This is a genomic window from Halorubrum lacusprofundi ATCC 49239 (genome assembly GCF_000022205.1).
Classification (GTDB): domain Archaea; phylum Halobacteriota; class Halobacteria; order Halobacteriales; family Haloferacaceae; genus Halorubrum; species Halorubrum lacusprofundi.
Genome location: NC_012028.1, coordinates 63,026 through 83,187, shown reverse-complemented (window position 1 = coordinate 83,187; position 20,162 = coordinate 63,026). Strand labels below are relative to the sequence as shown.

Here is a 20,162-nt window from a genome sequence, read left to right as displayed (position 1 = left end):
CAATGAACCGACGAAATTCCCTCATCGGAAGCGCCGGCGTGCTCGGAGCGAGTGCCGTCGGTTCACTCGCCTACACGGAGGCAACCGTTCAGCGGAACGTTGACGTTCGTGTAGAAGCTGATGACAACGCGCAAGCAGCGTTGCGTCTTCAAGCGGGTCCCGCTGGCGGGTCAGAGGTAGACCAGACGACTGGTCAACTCGTCGTGACTGGCGAGGCAGATGGAGTCCACGTCACACCTGACGGAGAGTTCATCTTTGGAGACGATGCCGATCCAGCGAACGTGTACGCGTTCTCAATGACGAACAACCTCGCGGTTTACCGTGAGTTTGCGGTCACCACTGCAACCGACAAGACCGACACCGCTGTCGGGATTGACTTCTACGACTCAGCTGGTAACCTCCTCGGTTCGTCTGCTGGCGCAGAAACCGTCTCGACAGACACCACCGACGTCCAAGTCGAAACGGTCGCTACCGTCCCAACAGATACGTCTATCAGTCTGACAGTGTACGAAGACACTGATCCGGCAAGTGACACAGACGAAATCTTGAGCGCAACTCGGAACGTCGAGGACGGAACAAACGTTTACTCGTTAACCGAACTCGACTTCTCCGACGAAAGTGATGTTTGGATGGAAGTTGAATTCACGGTTCAGGATTCCGCAACCGAAGATCCTGAACTCAGTGAAGTCACCCTCCAAACCTCACAAGGCTCAGATATTGGAACCATCGACGACGCCGGGCAAATCGTTCCCCTCGACGCAGGGGAAGTAGCCTACGCCGTCATGTCAGTCACCACCCCGCAAAGCGACGGGACAGTTTCGGGGCTTGTTGAGATTCAGTCGTCCGAGACTGAATCCTTCGCCTGAACACCCCCGCTTTCACCTCACACATGGGACGCATAGAATCCGTCATGATGGGCATGGCGATTCTACTACTCCTACTCATTACGATCGGGTACGTCGCCCCACCGGGCGCGTCACCGCTCGTACTCACATCCACCATCAGCGACAGCATGACTCCTGGAATCACTCAGGACGAAGTGCTATTCATCACTCCTGACGAACCAGAAGTCGGAGATGTAATCCTCTTCCAATCTGACTCCGTTGAGCAAAACGTCCTTCACCGAGTCACGAACGTGACGGACAGCGGTGCGTACATCACGAAAGGCGATGCGAACGACGTTACAGACCAAAAAAGCGGCATGGACCCGGTCCAACCCGACGACGTGTACGGAACAGCCGTCACCTTCGGTGGGTCAGACGCGTTTTCCATTCCATTCATCGGAGCAATCATTTCAAATCAATCCATCGTCCTCGCACTCTGGTTCATCATCATGGCCCTCGGGTTCGCACCAGCAATTTTCGACAACACCGGATCAAAGCGAGGCGACCGATTATCTGCAGCTGCTGATAACATCGACCGAAATATCATCTTCATTGTCGGGCTCGTCATCATAATCGCCATCCCAATTGCTGTAATGGGGGCTGTTGTGAACGAAAACGTGACAATCATCTCATCACAGTCAGTGGAGCCGGGAGCCGACGGCGGCCGTACAGTTGCGGTTGGGCATTCTACTAATCAAACATTCAATATGACTGGTGGGACCCTCATCGGGATGACTCAAACCGCGCATATGGAAGGGGACTTGCGCCTTGAAGACGTTGAGAGTTCACCATTGAGCTCACGCACACAAATCACGGTGAGTAACCCGCCGAGCGACGGCCCTGCGGCACACACCGGCCACATCACGTTCTACACGTTTCCGGCGACATTACCGCATTCAACGCTCACAACACTTGCAGAGATCCACCCGGTTCTCGCAGCAATCGCAAGTGGCGGCGTGATATCTCTCGCATTAACCGTGGTTACCCTCATTGCCATTGACCCGAATCAACGGCTCCGACGGACAAAAACACGACTCCGGCAGAACCGTCGGGGACGATGAACAACTCAAACGCCATTGCAGGCTTTAATAAGCCTGTGAACCTAACTACGTTCAACGGTAAAATCGATGGGTAGCTCACTGTATTTATTAAGAGTAAAATCTGCCGTTGCAGATTCAGGCATAGCAATCGCAGTTGGGTTATTGCTCATGTGCATTCTAAGCGCTGTGATCGTCTCAACCGGGGTCATCACGCCAGTCAGTAACTACTCCCCGACAGTCCTTCTTTCGGACGATGCAACGGAATCACCATCAGAAACTGAGCACCTCATCACTCAAGCAAATGACGTCGATGCGCGAGTTTCTCACTCCACTGCGGCCTACACGTCAGGGCAACAACTCCGAAACGAACATGCCTATCCACTTGGCGCAGTAGACAACGTAACAGTAATCGGGTCATCAAAAGGGGAAGCAGCTACAGTCACGCAACAAGAACTGGTTCTCGCATACCAGGCCACACTCCCTGGCGAAAGTTCAGCATTCTGGTCAGACACAACAGTTCTCGCTGAACAAAGTTTTGAAGACTACTCTGAAGGCGAGGTCGTCAGAGTTCAAGATACAATCAACATTAGTGACGTCGAACAACGCCAGGAATCATTACAAGATGACTTCGGCGGTGACGTGAACGTCGAGACCATGGTTCTAGTTCGGACACAATACGAGTACACTCATCCGGGAAAGACTACCGACCCTGGCGATGACACAGTCATATCGAAATCAGCAGAGCACACGAACAAAATCTCGTTCACGGAACAACTGTTCGTCCTTCCAAACACAGCAGAGGAAACGTCATCCACAACTGGCGGGGAGCAATCCTCACAATCGAACGGCGGTCTCCTCAACATTCTCCTGATAGCACTCACCGTGATGTCCGGGATCGGAGCAGTGTATAGCATCGTCGGAGCGCGGAGATACGACAGTGAACACGTCCGGTTTGAACTCGACGAAGCCCGGCACGAAGAATGGGTTACAATCATCGACCGGTTCAAAGATTCGTCAGCCTCTACAACGTCACGAGTTCGAAGTCTGAGTGACCTAGTTGATCTTGCCATCGATAAGCACGATCGTGTTGTGTACTGCTGCACCGAGCACAAATACTACTTTGTGGACGGCGACGTACAGTACGAATACGAACCAGACGTCTACCCATCATACGCTAACACGTTCGGAGACGTCGTCACCCCGCAAGCAACCACGGACGAAGAAGAACAAGCAGATACTGTGGAATCCGACCCTGAAACCGATTCCACTACAGAACCCCAAGAGGAAGACACTGACCACCCCTCTAACGATGACCCACCCGAAACGTAACCCCGTGAACAACTCAGAAACACTGGTACGATGAGAACACGAAGTAAACAACGACGAAACGGGAAGTCCCTCCTCAAGCGAGGGAGCGTGTTAGTACTTACAGTCCTCATCGTGTTCGCTGTCGGGGGGATGTGGTCATCCGTGAGCTTCACCCACAGTGATTCAACCCGGGCTGGAAATGTCTCTGTTGTCGGCGCAGAAGATCCAAACGCTGTTGTCGGTATCATCCCGGCCACTTCAATCGATACGGGGTCGGATAACCAGGACTTCACAACCCTGCATAACCACCTCGGGTCGTCTGCAACACTGACAGTAGAGATAACCACGGAAGACGCTAAAGACAACGTCACGTTCGTCTCAACGTCCTCTGTAACTGTCTCCGGCGATGGGACGACCGCTACGGTTGATTTGAACAACGATAACTCGATCACACTGCTCGTCGACGTGGATTCGAATGTGAGCAGCTCAGTTGACACGGTGGACTTCGTTGTCTCCGGTGGGGCCAATGATGGGCGGGTTTCCGTGGATATCAACGAGCAAACCGGCCCGACCGTCAACAAGAATTAACAACTTGTGGGTGCTAAGTCGCCTTCCTCAACGAACCGTTGTGAGTAGGGAGGTGATACAGCACCCCAATCCGTATCGTTGAATAAGTTGGTTTGCGAACGTTTATCCGTTGAAATCGAGTATCAGTACTTCACAAAGCCGCTTAGTTAGAACGTCTGCTTGCTGAAGGTGTGTCTAAAACCAAACAAGCAGACGGTGAGATCCACGAGGACCAGCTTCTTAACTTTCTCGTCAACCGCCTTGACGAGGAAGTTTCGCTCTCGTTAGCCAATAACGCTGAAATCACTGCTGAAGACATCTATGAGGTCCTCGTCGGCGCTTGCGCCGACGGGACCTCTGTCTCTACGCTCTGTGCGTCGAGCCAGAACTCACCCGCTGGGAACACGGTCCTCTACCATCTTCGGACGAAGTTCGAGCCGGAACGGCTCGAACGAGTCGCTAACACGCTCCTGCGAAAGGATCTCGATGAATTGCTCCCCGAACAGGTGGAGGTCTGCGCAGACCTCCACCTGCGGCCCTACTACGGTGACGAAGACGACACAGACGGCCTCTATCACTCGGTAGCGAAGCGTGGAACCACTGCGTTCCACGCCTATGCCACACTCTACGCGCGTGTGAAGAACAAACGCTACACGCTGGCGGTACGCCGTCTCAAAGACGGCGATACCGCAAGTAGTGTCCTCGCTGAGTTCTTCGGTGTCCTCGACGGCCTTGACGCCGGGGTCAAGGCCGTCTACCTTGATCGCGGATTCTACGACAGTAAGTGTCTCACGCTGCTTCAGGCGCACAATTACGCGTACGTGATCCCGATCATCCGGTGGGGTGAGGCGATTCAGCAAGAGCTCTCGGAAGGCTGGAGTCGCGTCATTCAGCATGATCTGACGGGGAAACTCGACGGTCACAGCTGGACCGTCGATTTTCCCGTCTACATCGACTGTACGTACCTAAATGGGAAGTATGACGAGAACGGTGTGGCGCGTCACGGCTACGCCGCTGACGTGCCGTTCATCGACTCACCACGGGACGCTCGATACCACTACTCGAAACGCTTCGGTATCGAGTCAAGCTATCGCTTGTTTGAGCAAGCGATAGCGACAACGACAACACGAGATCCAACGGTACGGCTGCTGTACGTGGTGGTGAGTCTCCTCTTACAGAACGTCTGGCGGTACCTTCACTACGAGTATGTGGCGACGCCCCGCCGAGGCGGGCGTCGCCTCTGGTGGTGGCCGTACAAGGAGTTCGTCAATATGATTCGACGAGCTGCGTGGACGGCCCTCGCGGTGCGTCGGGCCGTCCCCGCGAATCGGCCACCTGACGACCGATTCCACCGCTAACCACCGACCGAGCAAGCCAGCGGAGTGAGTGGCGACGCTGTCGCGTCGGCGGCTGACCGCCGCCGACAGCGACAGCTCTCCGTCGATCCGTCCGTAATTCTCTCGTCGAGACCGTCAGTACAACCGCTTCGACACAGAACTCAGGCCGCAGAAACAGCTAGCCGAGGATGCTTTGTGAGGTACTGAGTTTTGAACGGAGAACCACTCGTCAGTCGCGTTTTCAATGACGTCCATATCGGATAGGAACCTCAGAAACCGTTCCCGAAGATCGAACAGCTCTTCCTCTGAAGTCGGTCCAGTAATGATGTATTTGCCAGTTCTGTAGACGGTGATCAGCGGGGCTTCTTCCTCAAATCGAAGATACATGCCGGGATACTTGTCGGGGTTATATTGAGCCTGAGGTTGTCCGATTTCTTCGGCGAGCGTTTCAAGATCAAGCTCAACATTGAGCGAACCTGACCCGACCATATTCACGACGCTCACCATCGTTCAGCCCACCAAGAGACCAGAACAGAATCGAAGCTACCCATCTTCAGAAGAATCTAATTCCCAGAGCTTAGCGTTCCCAACCTTTCGAGAAGTAAGTTTTCCCTCTCCCTCCAATTCAGTTAGCTTTGCGTGAGCAGTTCGATAGGCACAACTAACTTCATCGGCAATTTCTTGGGTACCAGCTGAGCCCCCTAACGATTCGAGAGCCGACAGAAAGTTCTCCTGAGTATATCGCTCGGTGTATTTTCCCGTCTGCTCATCTCGATCCTTGGGCATTACTTTGTCCATTGCACCTACCTGTAGAAGGGGTTTAATCTCTTGCACCCAATGCATCCTACTGCAATGGCAACGCTTTTCCCAATGCAGGTTAATGCATTGGATAGGGGAGCTCAGCCCAACGGGAGATCCAGTGTAGAGGATACCCGCGTGCTGGAGCACGCGGGCGGGGCTTCCTGATAATCCGAGGTAACCCCAATGGAAGATTCAATTCCAGACCAACAAGAAGGCACGGATCGGAAGATAATTGAAGAAATATATCAACTAGAAAGAATTGCGCTCGGGGAAGGGGTCGCGGTTTGTGAAGCCTGCGGTGAGGAACTGCGGGAAGGCGCTCCGCTCGTCGTGTTCGCCTTCCGGCCGGCCAATCAACTGGCCTTCGAGACCGGGCACGTGAAATGCACTGAGTGTCGGCATGAGCCGACGGAGTACTTTACGCTCGGCGTGCGCGAGCTCGTATTAGAGGGTCGTGTTGGTACTTGTACTGACCCTGCAACTCAATCGTCGTGGCCGGTGTTACTGGCTCCGCAGCCGCGCGCTGTGAGCCCGGCGGACATGACCACGGTGCAACCACTACCGGGAATTGCGTGGTTCCGCCAACCTATCGCGCGTAGCGACAGGTACGTTGCTGCGGATTGTGAATCGACGCGTAAGCCATGGCAGCGTCCGGTGGCGCGGGCTAACAGGTCGAACCGCGATGGCGCGTCCGATCGGGAAACTGGTTCGATGAGTGATGACGCGACTGGGACTATTGCCCCACACGCTGGTGATGGCGGCCGTCCGGGAGGTGCTCGGTGACGATGCGCCGGAATCAAGATACGCAGGCCTTCGATGATTCACACCTCGACATCGACTTCGCTCTCCCGCGTCCTGTCGATGAGATGGCGTTCCCGGATCTGTACGTTGGTCTCGACATCGACCTACTGGCACCGGGTGATGGGATCGTCACGGATCGCCATCATGCCTCAGCTGACCGGTACGAAGCAGACGACCCGCAGAATCAGATTGCAGGTCAGATCTCGCCGTTCACGTTGTCGGGCTGGCTGCGCCATGCCTGTGAACGAGTGGTGCAGACGGCGGGCGCGACGGCGTGCCATCCGGGCTATGCCGACGCCGACTATATGCTCGACGACGTGTACGACCGCGACCTCGACAACGGCTATCACGAGAAAGGGTCCTGCGTCGATGATGACGGCGTTGACGACACCGGCTGTGTCATCCACGATCTCTTCGGTGGGTTCGGCGACCGCGCGGGCCGGGTAATCCGCCGGCCGATTCGCTTCTCACCCATCCGAAGGCAGGTGGATGTGACGAAGGGTGAGGCCGAAGCTCACTACAGACAGTTGAACACGCAGGTGCGTTCGCGGAACGCTGAGGATGAGGGGCAACCACTCAGGCAGGCGACGCGGGACGTCGTTGGGAATCTCGTGGGGACGTGGCGCTTGACGCTCCGGGAGTTGAAGCCTGAATACGTGGGGCTGCTCGTCGAGGCCATCGCGTACTTGGATGCTCATAGTGGCGATTTTGAGATACAACTCGGCGGCGCTCGCAACTTCGGGGCTGGGATCGTCGATGCCCACGTCGTCAACCCGTTGTACACGGAGGCTGAACTTCGCCGGGTCTACAACCGCGCGCAGGACCCGACGAGCGGGATGCAGACGAAGGACGACATCTGGCGTGACCAGTGTCGTGACGAGTTCGTCAGGGCACTGCAGGCTCGGACAGCCGCCGGTGATGGCGACCTTCCGATGCCGACGGGGGATGATGCAGCGTGACCCGAAACGCTGAGTGGAACCCCGACACCGCGTGTGCCCGAGAGTGGCAGCCAGTCGAAGCGCCCAAGCGCCGCCGAGACCCGAAACGTGAGGACGAGCCGGTGCAGCGGTCGTCGCCAGTAGCGGACGATGCGTCGGGCCCTGACCCGGCGGCGCGAGCACACGACACCCAAGACCGCGACGACGCCGAGCGTCCAGACCGTGGAGACGTAGAACTGGACTCTGAGGGCCAGGATGGTTGACTCGGCTGTCGAGGCTGACAGCCGTGACGACGCGTCTACGCGGGCTGAGCCGATGGTGGCTGTTTACCGACACGACGTTCACAAGCTGCGTGCCAGGCCGCACGCGTCGGCGGCCGACTCGTACGCCAGCGTGCCGGTCAACGAGACAGTTCCGCGTGACGCTGATCGGGATGCAGCACTGCTGAGCCGCCCGGCGGGTGAGCCCGAACAGACGGTCGCCAATCACGAGTCGCCGTACCGGCTGTCACTGTTGACGGGCGAGACGGCGGCGACGACCGAGCGGATCAAGGCGACGACGGGCGGTGGTTTTCGAGCGCTGGTCACGCCGGAGGATCCGGAGTGCCTGCACGCGCGGTGGCTGACGAGCGAGGTCCCGGCTGCATTCAACGAGTCGGTGTACTATCCGTACACGTCGCTGCAGTACCACGTGTTGCTCACGGCGGCGCTGTTGCACAACTACCGCGCCAGGCACGCGTTTGAGGACTTGTTTCTCGTGGCGACGACGCCAGACGTGACGCCGAATGCAGACGCGGTCTCGACCCGCGACCCGAAGACAGCGCTGGCGGCCGACGCCGTCGAACCCCACCGAACAGTGCTATGGACACCTGAGATGACCCTGCACGTGACGGCGACGCCTGGTGATCGACCGGCTGCGCGGCTCGGTGATGTGCCGGCGCGCTCGTTTGCGGATGTCTGGTCGCGTCTGCCTGCGCACCCGTTCGACACGGATGGCGAGCGGCGCTGGCGGCTCTTGGATGCCCAACTGCGTCGCATCCGGTCGTGGTCGGCGGCACTTGCGTACATCGATGAATTCATCGAATTGCACGGCTCGGCGGCCGGGGAACTGGAGGGTGATGGGGCGTGATTCCCATCACGACCTGGAGGCGAAACAAGGGGTCGTGTGAACGATGACCACGATCCAGCAGGTGCTGTTCGAACTGGAGACTGACTACATGGGCCACCCGTACTACCTGACCGGGCACGCGCTGTACACCGCGCTCGCCCGCCGTGTGGATGCGCAGGCGCGACGGTCGCTCAACGTCAGCACTGGTGTGTTCGTCCCTGGCGAGTACGGGGCATACCCGGAGTCACATTCGCACGACGGGTATGGAGGGAAGCTTGGCATGTCGCTCCCACCAGTGGAGTCGTACGAGGATGTGTTCGTGTGTCGGGATGCAGCGCAGCGGTGGTTGCTGGACTCACGGCCACGGGATGCGCACAACACGCACGACGTCCAGAGTCATGGCGGCCGACTGGCGTTTGCACCGAAGGCTCACTTCGGCCGGCCGCCCGAGCATCGGAACAGCAAGCGGACGATGCACTGGCACGTCCACTGCTACCTGCACGCCGATGGGGGAGACGAGGACGTCCTCCCGCTTTCCGTGGATGTACTGGATGGGCTGCGTGTCGGCGGGGGTCGAAACTACGGGTTCGGTGAACTATCGCTCGCGGAGACGCAGGTCATTGATCTGGATGACCTCGATTACTCGCGGGTTCGAGAAGCAGACAACGTCCAGTTGGAACTGTTGTCGCCGTACGTGTTGCAGAGCGATTCGCCGGGGGCTGACAGTCAGTCGGTGCCGTGGTGGTGGGAGTCTGACGGGGAGTTTCGTCGCCGGACGGGTCGGCTCGTGGCCGGTGATGAGTGTCATGAGCTGGCAATGATTGATCATGGGCAAGTCGTTGGGTACGCGGGCGATCGTCCGGTTGAGACGGCGATCAATGGTATTCAACGCGTCGGGACGCACGCGAAGTTCGGGTTCGGTGAGTTCCGGGTACGGCCGGTGAGTAAGGATCGGGTTCCGGGACGTGTGAGTATCGCGGGTCCTCGGGAGACCGTCGGTGGTGAGCGGTGATGGCGCTGGAGTTAGTGGCATTCGATATCGAAACCACCGGGTTCGAGGTTAGTGACGAGGTGACTGTAGTCGGATTTGCGGTGCCGATGGGGGTTCGGGCGTTCGTGCAGACAGACGGGCGCGCAGCGCCGGATGTTGAGGCGGCGGTTCGTGATCGTGTTGAGTCGCACGTCCAGGTGTCGACACACGAATCAGAGCGTGTATTGTTGGAGGCAGTCGGCGCGTTCGCTGCAGATCGGTTAGTGGGAAATGACGTGTTGCTGGTCGCGTTCAACGGTGAGTTATGGCGGTCCGGGTTCGACTTACCGTTCTTGCGGACGCGGCTCTCCCGGGTAGGTGTTGAGTGGCCGTTCCGGGAGATGCCGTACGCTGACCTGCTGCCGGTCGTGACGAATCGATTCAACACGACTGGCGATGACGGAGAATCACGGTCGGATCTCGCCGGGGTGTACGAGGTACTTTGTGACGGGCAGTATAGTGATCTCGACCCGTTCGCGGACAGTGCAGAAGCCGTGACTGCGTACGAGGATGGCCGGTTCGGTGACCTTGTGGTGCATAACGTCGCGGATGTCCTTCGTACCCGGGAGTTAGGACTGCTCTCGGAACGGTACTGCTCAAAGTCCGATTTCAAACTGAAATCGCTGACCCCGACACGTCATGAGTAACTGGAATCCGAGTCGCTGGACAGAGACGGTCGACGTGTTCGGTCGCTCTGGAAGTGTTCGGTGTCGATAGTGCCGCTGGTGCGGATTGAAGCGATACCCCAGCAGATTACGGCAGAGCGGCGCAGTAGCAGTCGAAAATGAACGGCAGCCTCAAGTGAGATACGACATGGTAGAAGCTGAATCACAACCTCGGAAAGATGAATTGAGCGGCGCAAGCACAGACGGTGACGAGTCCGACGTAACCAGTCCTCGTGAATGCAACGAGACGGTGAATCCAGAGACGCGTGATGACGTGTTGACCGAATACTGGCATCGCTGCCAGGTGTGCGGCCGTCGGGGCCCGGAGAAGGGTGGGTTAGCTACTCTGCACGTCCATCACATCGAACGCGACCCTGAGGGGATGGATGAGCACGACATGGCGAACCTGACGCTCCTGTGCCGGTCTTGTCACAGCTGGTTCCACCAGCAGAGCACACCAGATGACTCGCCAGTCGAGCTCACTGAGGAGGATCAGAGTGTGCTGCTTCCGCAGGACATCGAGATTCTACGGTACTTGTCGGAAAATGGCCCGACACGTACTGGTGACATCGTGTCCGGGCTGCCGAGCGATCACTCGGTATCAGCGGTTCGTGAGCGGTTGTGGGTGCTAACAGGGCTCGATAACCTCGTCGAAGGCCGTGACCGGCAGATCGTCGATAAGGACATCGAAACCGGGGAGTGGGGGCTCACCGACCAGATCGAAAGCTCCGCTCGTGGCCATATCCCGGACGACCCCCAACTGTTGTTGCAACGCATGGAAGACGAGCAAGTGAGGCAGGCGCTTGAACGCGGCTGTGATCGCAGCGATATCATCGATGTGCTGGGCATCTCGCGCCGAACCACGTTCAATAAGCAGAAGCGCGCCTGTGCGTACGGTTTCCCATTGTCTGCGTTCAATCGCGGTGGACGGCCGACTGATAGTGAGCGGTCAGAACGGAGTTCCGTTACGGCTGACACGGATACAGGAGAGGCTGATGGGCAGCAGCGGCTTGACGCAGTGCCTGACAAGGATCCTGACTCGCTAGGCAGGACGGAAACGTGGGGTGCGGCCGACTCGGAGTCTGAGGCGCAATCCACGGGTGTGGATGACCGTCGTGGTAGTCAAACCGCGAGTGACGACGTTGGGAGCGAGGAACTACAGGCACATCTCCAGGAAGCAATTGATGCGTTACGGGATGTGAACGAAGTACTGTAGTTGGAACGGACTCAAGTCACGCACAGCGTTAGAGAACTCTTTGGTGTAGTCGAATTCACCGAGAGTTTTGACTGCGTTCGATCGACGGTTCGAATTCGCCTTCGTGTTCGGGTAGTGAGAAGGGGGTGTGTCCGCAATTATGCTGACTTGTTTACGAAGGTTAATGAAATGGCGTAGGCATGGGTATATCCGGAAAAGACAGGCCCGTTAAGCCTGTTCAAAGGCAGTGCAACAGAGGTGTCCGCAAAGACGGGGCCGTCATGGTCCGAAGTCAGAATACGATGGTAGGTGATTTTGCCGAAGAATTCGAGCCGAATTCTTCTCATGCACTTCAACGTTTGTCTTTCTGACCGGGAGAGAGGGTACGCGACCGGCGTAGTAACTTTACGACTTATTAAGTGGGTTAGTACGCGATGGAACCTTGCAATGCAACGAAAAAATGAACTCAGAGAAGCGCTCACGGACGCTGACGCGGTAATTGTAGATCACGAAGACGTCGATGAGGTTCTGGAATACGTTGATGACGACACGGACGTTTTTGCTCCGGAGGGAGGTGGCGGCCTCGGATTTGACCTTCTTGAGAACGGTGAAATAGCTACGCAAGTCGGGGCAACCGGTTTGAGCTTCTATGAGAATGTTGTTTCGGTCTGGAAGGAACCTGGCCACGGGCTTGTATGTGAAGAGACGGAGCCAGGCCCTTCCACAGAATTAGAAAAGTGGGAACATCGCCAAAAAGAAAGTTCGGGCGACATGACGATTGATCCTGTCGAGAAGAACCTTGATCCTAAGACGTTACGAGCAGTGCGGACATTCATTCATGGATATCCAGAGACCCTGCCCGAGATCTCGACAGAGGAGTTGTCGGAAGCGCAAGAGGCCGGCTACGGCATACAAGCGCCTCTCATGGCAACCCTGTCTAAATGGCTGGATGAGATCGAGAACGCGAACGTCGAATCGAACAACGATGGTACCGGGACGATAGAGTAATTCTATCACAGTTTTCGCAACGTTGCGGTTGATCCAGCACCTAGACGATACCGTGTCTTCCTTCTTTGAGAGTATTGTGACGCCGGCTGTTGTCGAATCAAACCTTCAGTAGATGATCATAGATGCGCTCGGTTGTCTGGATGCTGCGGTGACGTAACCGATTGCGGACGTCGTAAAGCGTGTTGTCCTCTTCTTCGTTCATCATCCGATAGGCAACACCGTGTCGAAGCGCGTGCGGCGTCACGTCACCGGCATCGCCGCGACTGCCGTCGAGCTTGTAGGGGCGTACGTCTGCGGCTTCAGCAACTTTGTGAAGCATATTCCGCACACCCTGTTCGGAGATACGGTTCGAGGATCGAGAGGGGAACAATGCCGGTGTGTCCTTCCATCGATTGGTGAGGTAGGCAGATAACAGACGGGCGGTCTCGTCTGCGAGTTCGAGTGTTACTGGCGGTGGCGAGTTCTCATTGGGGTAGTCTTTCTGGATCTCTGTTGGCAGGTAGAGTTCCGAGTTGTTGCTCCGGAGCAGTGAGACATCAACCTGGACAAGTTCTCCTACTCGGAGTCCGGTATCGTACGCGAACGCAGTGATTGCCTCATTACGCTGCTGAAGATATTCTGCGCCTGCCGTGTAACAGGCGGATCGGAGTGCTTCAACTTGCTCGGGTGTCACCCATACTTTTGCACGAACTTTGGAATCTGCAGAATTGGTCATTACAACGAATCCTCTTTAAATACTACCAAAGGTTACAAACACTTGAACTTTGGACTCTACAAACAGACTCCAAAGTTCGTGATCAGGCAAGCGAATCAACATAGTCTTATCAGGTTCCAATCTGTTTTTCGAGTTGATGGCGGAACCACTTGGCTCGGAGGAGGCCCCGCTGACCGAGGATTCTCACTGTTGGTCGGTTTTCATTAGCGGGGGTAGCGACGACGAAGAATCCGAGCCTCTAGCCCATTTGCGCGTTCAGGCTCACGATCGCAACGCGGTGCGTCATCTTATTCTTGTGCGCGGCGGTCGCACCAAGCAGACCGACCGAATTGTCGAGAGCTACGGCGAGTCCGGTGGCCGTATCGCACATTTTGTGACTGGTGATGAGATGCTGGCCATCGGTTACTACATCCAGTTACTCGAACTCCACGAACTGGACGAGAACGACATGTACGCTGGCCTTGAAGATGCAGTGCCTGATCTGTATGCCGAGTACAAGACGTGGCGGGAGGAACTCGACGTGAGCGACCGTCGCCTCCGGTTACTCGATCAAGCCGAAGCTGATACTGAATGGGATCCGCTGTACGAGGATATCCTGGAGCAGGGGAAGTGGCGAACTGTTACTCACGACAACGACCTGCAGGGATTCGCCCGCGCGCTCCACCGCCGGTTCGACTTCGATTCCAGCGGTTGCTATAGAAACGCCCGACTCGTGATGCAGGACAATCGCTACTGGGAGAACGACCGTGTTCAGTACGTTGAGGGAATCGGCCTCTCGAAGCACACTGCACGCATCACCGGCCACGGCTGGATAGAACATGACGAACGCGTGGTCGAACTGACCTGGCCGTGGCATAGTCCGTTGCCGCCAGAAGAGACAGTCTACTTTGGACGCCCCGTTTCGCGTAAGGAACTGGAAGATTCGTGGAACCGTGGCGAATACGGCCCGTACATACTAAACGGCGACGCCTCGCAGATAGCTTGAGGAGAGTGTCATAGACCGGTTCCATACCCTTGTTGCACATAGACGGAAACAGTAGAGGCAGCAGAATGGCGACTGCATACGTTGTCTGGCAGTAGATGGTTGCTGCTTATCCGTGAGTTCTCTATCTTCGGGGAAGACAATGTATTCAACAGCGTTATCCAAGGTCTGTTTGATTATCGTGCTATGGCGGAACAACTCTCGTTGAAGCAACTTTCCCAGTACACCTTCGCAACTGACGAACGACTCGCTAAAATGGAATCCGGGACAGAACTTGACGAGGAGCCAACTGAGTTTACGGCGTTCTATCATCGTGACCGCGGCGGCGTCGAAGAGGACGTTCTGGTACGGGATGTGAACGAAATAATCGAGGAGTCGAAATGGGGTCCGCTGCTGGACAAAGGATTTGAGCGGATTGCGTACCTGCTTGAGGGGGCGAATACCATCCCGGTCGGAGAAAAAGGGAACGGCGACCTCTATGAGCTCACCTACGGTAACGGCGAACCAGCAGTCGGGGATAAAGTACAGATCCAGTTGCGGCAGGAGTAGGGGAGTGAATCGGTTTAGCTCTTCGGCACCCGATAATACTGACGCGCTGAATACAAGGTACTAACTTACCGAAGATTCAATATCGCTTCAGTTGCTGCAATCAGAACCTTGCGTTCCTCAGAAAGTTCAGGGTGTTCTTCCCGAACATCAAATTCAATGTCATTAAATTCACTCATATAACTCATTGCGACCTCGCGCTCCTGTTTCTTGTTGTCATTTCGAATGTTTACCCTTACGCTGTGCCACGGCATATCGTCAGGAAGCGGAGTCACTTCAACGTCCCACTCGTCACCGATACCGATGAGTTCCAAATTTATAGGTAATCTCGAATGGCTCCAAGTGTCGGAACTATCCTCTGACCATTCTGTGGGAGTTTCTGAATCTGACATTCTCGGCTATCAATTCAAATCAACAGATTATAAGAGTAGTCCCTGAACCCGCGTTTAAACCGGATTGACAGATTGAGTACGACGAACGACAGGTTACTGCTGGACACACACTGAATTCAGCACGACTGCTGGAACCTATCATCAACTGAGGGTCTCAACGAGGACGGAAAGGTCAGAAAGTACGGCTGGAGCGCTCTTTGTCTGTGAGAGTCGGATAGAATGCGTGGAGGTCGATATCCTGGTACAGTCGTTCATCTAAGTCATCGACTACTGTGATACATCTCTCCGACATTTTTAGCAGGTCTTCCCAATCAGAGATGTATAGAATCTGCAGAGGAGAGTGGAGGAAGTCGTGGCGGTGAGACCTTACCCGCTTCACTTTATCATGACTTAACAACCCGGTCTCATCCATCAACCGAGCCATGTCGGTGATAGAGGACCGCCGACTATTCAACCACTGCATGATCTGTGTACCGTACGGCTCTTCACTGTCCTCGTCGAGAGCACGGTCTCGGTTCTCTTCCATCCACTCCAGAATTTGGTACCCTTCTTCCGTCTCATTTCGGAAGTGGTGGAAGCACAGAATCGGAACTCCTGCCTCGAAATAACTCACTGTCAAGCTATGGAGCTCGTACGTCTTCAACCCGACACCGCCGAAACTGAACTCCATGGGAAGATCATCATTCTCTGCCTCTTCCCATTCCTGCTGTAGTTCCTCATGCAGCCGGTGAACTTCATTGTGGAACCCGTCCAGGAATGCCAACGACAATGCATTCTTGACATCATCCGGCATATCGCTTGTATGCCAGTCACTGGACTTTCCATCCTCATCACCGACTATCTCAGAAAATTCCATGGGAGCACAGACAGAACCGTGCCTCAAAAATCCCCCTCAGCAAACTGATCCAATGTCAGTCTCCAATCCAGTGGACATATACTATACCAGAATAGCCAATCCTCAGTTAGCCTATTCTGAATTAGGCTATTCGAGAGTTTTATCTGGTTGGGCGTCAGTCAGAGGGTATGGAGCGATTCGTGGATCGGGAGGATGAGCTCAGTCGGCTTCGAGGGTGTTACGATTCTGACGACGCTGACATGGTCGTGATTTTCGGTCGTCGCCGCCTCGGGAAAACCGAACTCGTCCGAGAGTCACTGGAAGACCGCGATGACGCCGTTCTATACCAAGCAACTGAAACAACCCGGCAGATCCAACTGGATGCGTTCGTGGACGTGGCGGCTGAGTCGATTCCGGGGATCGATCGGATTGAGGGCGAGTGGGAGTCGTTGCTCGGGTATCTTGCTGACCAGGATGCAGTCATCGTGCTGGACGAATTCCCGTATCTGATTGACGCTGATGAGAGTCTCCCGTCGGTGATTCAGCGATTGTGGGATCAGGAGTTGCGTGACACTGGTGTGACGCTCATACTCGTGGGGTCCTCGATCAGTATGATGGAGGAGGCGACACTCCTCGGGAACAGTCCGCTGTACGGCCGGTTCACCGAGAAGATTGATCTGCGCCAGCTCGATTTTGCTGCCGCGCGCACGTTCTTCCCCGAGAGCTATTCCGCTGAACAACTGTTCCTCGCGTGGGGTGTGTTTGGTGGGACGCCGTACTATCTGGATGGCGTCGATATGGACAACGATCTTGGAACAGTCATCCAGCAGTCGCTGCTGTCACGGCAGGGGTTCCTGCATGACGAGCCGGAGTACGTGCTTCGTACTGAGCTGACCGAGCCGAACCGGTACTTTGCTATTCTGAAAGCGATTGCGGCCGGGAACACGACATCGAATGAAATCGCGCAAACGGTCGGGATCGATGGCAAGCAAATTTCGACGTACACGCAGAAACTGGAGCGACTGCGACTGGTCGAACGAGAGGTACCGGTGACCGAGGACAAGACCAGGTCACGCCGTGGTCGGTACCGGATTCTCGATCCGTTGTTCCGGTTTTGGTTCCGGTTCGTCTATGGAAACGAAGACCGCTACGAACGGTTAGGTGCTGACGCCTACGAGACGGTCATCGAACCGGATCTGGCGGACTTCGTGAGCAGAGCATTCGAAACCCGCTGTCAGGATATTCTGCCTGACCTGTATCCTGAAACGATGTTTACCGACATCGGCCGCTGGTGGTATAACGAATACGAGGTGGATGTGGTCGGGCTCGCTGCCGACGGGAAGATGGTGACGGGCGAGTGTAAGTTCACGTCCGCGCCTCTCGATTACAGCGCACTCGCCTCGCTTGAAGACCATACTGATGAGATTCGATGGTCGCCTGATGGGAGCGAAGTCGAACACGAGTATGCGCTGTTCGCCCGAAACGGGTTCACGGACTCTGTTCGTGAGGCAGCCGCTGATCGTGACGACCTGCAGTTGTTCAACCTCGAACGGATCGTTGACCCGGGAGCATCGCAGTAGGAGTGTTGGAATCTGTGAAATTGGCGACGGTGAGGGGAGGTGAACTATGTCTCTGAGTCCGCTGGCTGGATCTTGTCTCTGAAATTTGTAACGGCGTCTGCGTGCTGTTCGTGTGCTTGTCGTAGTTGTTTGGTGGTTTGACCAATGTTCTCGTCTTCTGTGAGTGCAGCGAGGTGCTGCGCGCCAGGCACCAGTTCGTACAATTTGATTTTCCCGCCGTCGTCAGGGTAGGTCATAAATTCACGCCAGAGGCCGAGTTTGGCCCCGTCGGTGAGACGGGTGGCGATCGTGCCGTGACTCACCACAAGCGCTTCATCAATCTCGCTGAATCGTTTGGACCCGTCAGCGAGTTGGGCGAGGATTTCGACTGCACCTTTCTTTTCGAAGAAGTCCCTGACCTTCGCGGTATCGAGGTCAGCTCCGATATTGCCGTCTGGTTCTGCGTAGGAGCCGATGTTTGTGTCTGTCCTGTCTTCGTCCGACATCCCGTCGGTCACATCTGGTTGTTCCTCTGCCGAATGACTACTTCGCTCTAAATTCCCAATCGTCTCGTTATCGTCGTCGGTTGTGTCCGAAGAGTCGTTTGGCATATTCGTATCTCCTTCTTGTACGCCAAGGCTTTAAACTATAGTGGGTAAAATCACTAGCCAGTAAAAATTAGAATGGCTATAAATTTGAACAACATCGGCCGAGTGGTGGCGAAGAGGGGGTCGACATGAACCCTGAGGCCTCCGATACCCGACAGTCGGCCATCGAGACTGCAGAAGAATTGCGGGACGATCTGGAAGCCCTAGCAGCGAGTGATCTTCCCTTCGCGTATGACGCTGAACGCATTTTAGAAGATCTGGAGCAGGCACAACAAGAGGAAACCGCAGGCCAATGACCAGGGAACGTATCGGGCGAAAAACGCTTAAAGAGCAACTACCCGCAATTCTCCACGAACAGTTTCAACTAGATAATTTGCCGCAAGATCACGAACCGTCGTGGGAGTATATCACCGCGAATACACGGTACTCCGCCCAAGGACTGAACAACAAGTCCAAAGAGCTGTACGGACAGACCATTCTTGAATTTCTTCGAGAACAGGGATTTGGCGTGCGTAGTACCGGAAAATGGCCGACAGACGATGAAGAAACCATCCGTTCGCTGGAGTACTATATTGAGAGCGCCGAAGAGCGGAAAGAGTGGAGTGAGAACACCATTGATTCCGTTGAGTCGGTGATGAACAAGGTGTACGAAGCGATTCGAGACGAAGGACTCGACATCGAGATGCTGGATATCGGCTACTATGACTCTGAAAAGAACCGTGTGGAGAATATCCAACACGCTATCACAATCATCGAATACATGGATCGTGACCTGGCCGACAGCACGATGGGAAACTACCCTCGATATTTTGAGGAATATTACAACATCGTGAAAAACAAGCACCAGATCAATATTAATCCAGTCGAAGAAGCACTCGATGAATTCGAATGGTACCGGAGTGATAGTGACGCACAGCCAGTCACTGAAGCACAACTAAACGATCTGTGGAACGCGTTAGATGTCCTTGACGAGTGTCCTGTGGACGGTCACGATTTAGAGCGGTGGCGGTTATGGATGAAAATGCTGCTCATCTTCTTGATCGCCGTTGGTCCCCGGTCAAATGAAGTCGAACAACTTGATTTGCGGACACAACTTCATTTTGGTGATGACCCGCATGTTCACTTCGCCGTACGAAAGAACATGCGACGAGATGAGGGACCAGCAAAAGTCCCGATAATGATGGGTGGTGATTTCCTTCGAGCGTATCGTGAGTACATTGACGCGATCGGTGGGAATGGGAAGTTGGTTCCGAGTGACCAGTCTGAATCTGGCTGCCGGACTCCAAGCACGCTGAATGAATGGCTGGGGCGACTATGTAAGATTGCTGGCGTTCGACTTGATGGCGGGGAGTTTCCGACGATTCAGAACTTTCGCCAGTTTTGGAAGACACTGTATAAGAGGGCAGTTGCAGAGAACCGAGAGCAGATCAAATTTGTCTCTGAAGAAGATGGCAAGAAGGATTACGAGAGTGATGAGCGTGATTACATCGACGATGTAGTGAACCGACAGCATGTTCGTGGTCTTGGTCGGGAATATTTTGGTGACGTGCTGGACCTCGGTGAATTACCTGAATTAGTTCGGGAAGAGCTGGACCAAGATCAGCATGGTGAGCGACAGACCAAGTTCACCGATCACGACTTTGGCACCTGAACGTTTGCGATGGAGTGATGGGTGGTGAAGCCTATTCGGGAGGGCGCTGGTGGTACACGGTGCTATTCATAGACAATATAGGATCCGTCGCAGAATATGAACTTCGCTGACCGGTGATCAGATCGTTGTCTCGCTGACGTAATCTTCAGCCATACCCACTGAGTGTCACTTCTCTGACTGTCGAACTTTGGTA

At 55.3% G+C, this 20,162-nt stretch carries 23 protein-coding genes; 18 read left to right on the top strand and 5 right to left on the bottom strand.

Annotated features, from left to right (window positions below; all coding sequences use genetic code 11):
* Positions 1-2: 2 nt before the first annotated feature.
* The 5 genes from HLAC_RS13970 to HLAC_RS13950 all read left to right on the top strand — a co-directional run bounded on the left by HLAC_RS13970 (position 3) and on the right by HLAC_RS13950 (position 5,157).
* Positions 3-866 (top strand): hypothetical protein, encoded by an 864-nt coding sequence (locus HLAC_RS13970; RefSeq protein ID WP_088901384.1) that lies wholly within the window; start codon positions 3-5, stop codon positions 864-866.
* Positions 867-889: 23 nt separating this feature from the next.
* The gene (locus tag HLAC_RS13965; RefSeq protein ID WP_012659207.1) at positions 890-1,945 is read left to right on the top strand and encodes a signal peptidase I; all 1,056 of its coding nucleotides are present in this window, start codon (positions 890-892) and stop codon (positions 1,943-1,945) included.
* A 66-nt stretch (positions 1,946-2,011) separates the two neighbouring features.
* Positions 2,012-3,253 (top strand): DUF5305 family protein, encoded by a 1,242-nt coding sequence (locus tag HLAC_RS18855; protein WP_012659206.1) that lies wholly within the window; start codon positions 2,012-2,014, stop codon positions 3,251-3,253.
* 141 nt (positions 3,254-3,394) lie between these two features.
* The gene (locus tag HLAC_RS13955; protein ID WP_143420280.1) at positions 3,395-3,820 is read left to right on the top strand and encodes a hypothetical protein; all 426 of its coding nucleotides are present in this window, start codon (positions 3,395-3,397) and stop codon (positions 3,818-3,820) included.
* A 170-nt stretch (positions 3,821-3,990) separates the two neighbouring features.
* A complete protein-coding gene (locus HLAC_RS13950; protein ID WP_012659204.1) occupies positions 3,991-5,157 on the top strand; it encodes an ISH3-like element ISHla1 family transposase in 1,167 nt (388 codons plus the stop codon).
* Between the two features lie 114 nt (positions 5,158-5,271).
* Here the strand turns inward: HLAC_RS13950 and HLAC_RS13945 are convergent, their stop codons facing one another.
* Complete coding sequence (locus HLAC_RS13945) at positions 5,272-5,643, bottom strand: TATA-box-binding protein (protein ID WP_009486645.1); 372 nt, start codon at positions 5,641-5,643, stop codon at positions 5,272-5,274.
* A 477-nt stretch (positions 5,644-6,120) separates the two neighbouring features.
* Between HLAC_RS13945 and HLAC_RS20110 the strand changes: the two genes are divergently transcribed.
* From HLAC_RS20110 to HLAC_RS13915, 8 genes are all read left to right on the top strand, one after another.
* Positions 6,121-6,720, top strand: a complete 600-nt coding sequence (locus HLAC_RS20110) for a DUF8112 family protein (RefSeq protein WP_012659202.1) — start codon at positions 6,121-6,123, stop codon at positions 6,718-6,720.
* A 2-nt stretch (positions 6,721-6,722) separates the two neighbouring features.
* On the top strand, positions 6,723-7,697 hold the full coding sequence (locus tag HLAC_RS13940) for a hypothetical protein (protein WP_012659201.1): 975 nt from the start codon (positions 6,723-6,725) through the stop codon (positions 7,695-7,697).
* Positions 7,694-7,939 (top strand): hypothetical protein, encoded by a 246-nt coding sequence (locus HLAC_RS18850; protein WP_154018582.1) that lies wholly within the window; start codon positions 7,694-7,696, stop codon positions 7,937-7,939. The genes HLAC_RS13940 and HLAC_RS18850 overlap by 4 nt, the downstream gene beginning before the upstream one ends.
* Positions 7,932-8,804, top strand: coding sequence for a DUF8168 family protein (locus HLAC_RS13935; RefSeq protein WP_012659200.1), 873 nt, complete (start codon positions 7,932-7,934; stop codon positions 8,802-8,804). The genes HLAC_RS18850 and HLAC_RS13935 overlap by 8 nt, the downstream gene beginning before the upstream one ends.
* Before the next feature lie 43 nt (positions 8,805-8,847).
* The gene (locus HLAC_RS13930; protein ID WP_009486648.1) at positions 8,848-9,795 is read left to right on the top strand and encodes a hypothetical protein; all 948 of its coding nucleotides are present in this window, start codon (positions 8,848-8,850) and stop codon (positions 9,793-9,795) included.
* Positions 9,795-10,460, top strand: coding sequence for a 3'-5' exonuclease family protein (locus HLAC_RS13925; RefSeq protein ID WP_009486649.1), 666 nt, complete (start codon positions 9,795-9,797; stop codon positions 10,458-10,460). The genes HLAC_RS13930 and HLAC_RS13925 overlap by 1 nt, the downstream gene beginning before the upstream one ends.
* Positions 10,461-10,626: 166 nt before the next feature.
* Complete coding sequence (locus HLAC_RS13920; RefSeq protein ID WP_009486650.1) at positions 10,627-11,694, top strand: HNH endonuclease; 1,068 nt, start codon at positions 10,627-10,629, stop codon at positions 11,692-11,694.
* 324 nt (positions 11,695-12,018) lie between these two features.
* Positions 12,019-12,681 (top strand): hypothetical protein, encoded by a 663-nt coding sequence (locus HLAC_RS13915; protein WP_143420278.1) that lies wholly within the window; start codon positions 12,019-12,021, stop codon positions 12,679-12,681.
* Between the two features lie 97 nt (positions 12,682-12,778).
* On the opposite strand, the gene HLAC_RS13910 is transcribed toward HLAC_RS13915, so the two are convergent.
* Positions 12,779-13,396 (bottom strand): tyrosine-type recombinase/integrase, encoded by a 618-nt coding sequence (locus HLAC_RS13910; RefSeq protein ID WP_009486653.1) that lies wholly within the window; start codon positions 13,394-13,396, stop codon positions 12,779-12,781.
* Positions 13,397-13,532: 136 nt separating this feature from the next.
* Between HLAC_RS13910 and HLAC_RS13905 the strand changes: the two genes are divergently transcribed.
* Both HLAC_RS13905 and HLAC_RS13900 read left to right on the top strand, forming a co-directional pair.
* Positions 13,533-14,381, top strand: coding sequence for a hypothetical protein (locus HLAC_RS13905; RefSeq protein WP_009486654.1), 849 nt, complete (start codon positions 13,533-13,535; stop codon positions 14,379-14,381).
* A 183-nt stretch (positions 14,382-14,564) separates the two neighbouring features.
* Positions 14,565-14,927: a hypothetical protein gene (locus tag HLAC_RS13900; RefSeq protein ID WP_009486655.1), complete on the top strand. Its 363-nt coding sequence runs from the start codon at positions 14,565-14,567 to the stop codon at positions 14,925-14,927.
* A 65-nt stretch (positions 14,928-14,992) separates the two neighbouring features.
* Here HLAC_RS13900 and HLAC_RS17920 read toward each other — a convergent pair whose 3' ends face one another.
* Both HLAC_RS17920 and HLAC_RS13895 read right to left on the bottom strand, forming a co-directional pair.
* Entirely contained in the window at positions 14,993-15,316 is a 324-nt protein-coding gene (locus HLAC_RS17920; RefSeq protein ID WP_012659198.1) for a hypothetical protein, read from the bottom strand.
* A 172-nt stretch (positions 15,317-15,488) separates the two neighbouring features.
* The gene (locus tag HLAC_RS13895) at positions 15,489-16,172 is read right to left on the bottom strand and encodes a hypothetical protein (protein WP_009486656.1); all 684 of its coding nucleotides are present in this window, start codon (positions 16,170-16,172) and stop codon (positions 15,489-15,491) included.
* Between the two features lie 167 nt (positions 16,173-16,339).
* Between HLAC_RS13895 and HLAC_RS13890 the strand changes: the two genes are divergently transcribed.
* Positions 16,340-17,731, top strand: a complete 1,392-nt coding sequence (locus tag HLAC_RS13890) for an ATP-binding protein (RefSeq protein WP_009486657.1) — start codon at positions 16,340-16,342, stop codon at positions 17,729-17,731.
* A gap of 44 nt (positions 17,732-17,775) precedes the next feature.
* Here HLAC_RS13890 and HLAC_RS13885 read toward each other — a convergent pair whose 3' ends face one another.
* Positions 17,776-18,321, bottom strand: coding sequence for a hypothetical protein (locus HLAC_RS13885; protein WP_009486658.1), 546 nt, complete (start codon positions 18,319-18,321; stop codon positions 17,776-17,778).
* Positions 18,322-18,446: 125 nt separating this feature from the next.
* Here HLAC_RS13885 and HLAC_RS18845 point away from each other — a divergent pair, with 125 nt between their 5' ends.
* Together HLAC_RS18845 and HLAC_RS13880 are read left to right on the top strand one after the other, a co-directional pair.
* The gene (locus tag HLAC_RS18845) at positions 18,447-18,614 is read left to right on the top strand and encodes a hypothetical protein (protein WP_014053191.1); all 168 of its coding nucleotides are present in this window, start codon (positions 18,447-18,449) and stop codon (positions 18,612-18,614) included.
* On the top strand, positions 18,611-19,969 hold the full coding sequence (locus HLAC_RS13880; RefSeq protein ID WP_009486659.1) for a hypothetical protein: 1,359 nt from the start codon (positions 18,611-18,613) through the stop codon (positions 19,967-19,969). The genes HLAC_RS18845 and HLAC_RS13880 overlap by 4 nt, the downstream gene beginning before the upstream one ends.
* The last annotated feature ends 193 nt before the right edge of the window (positions 19,970-20,162 follow it).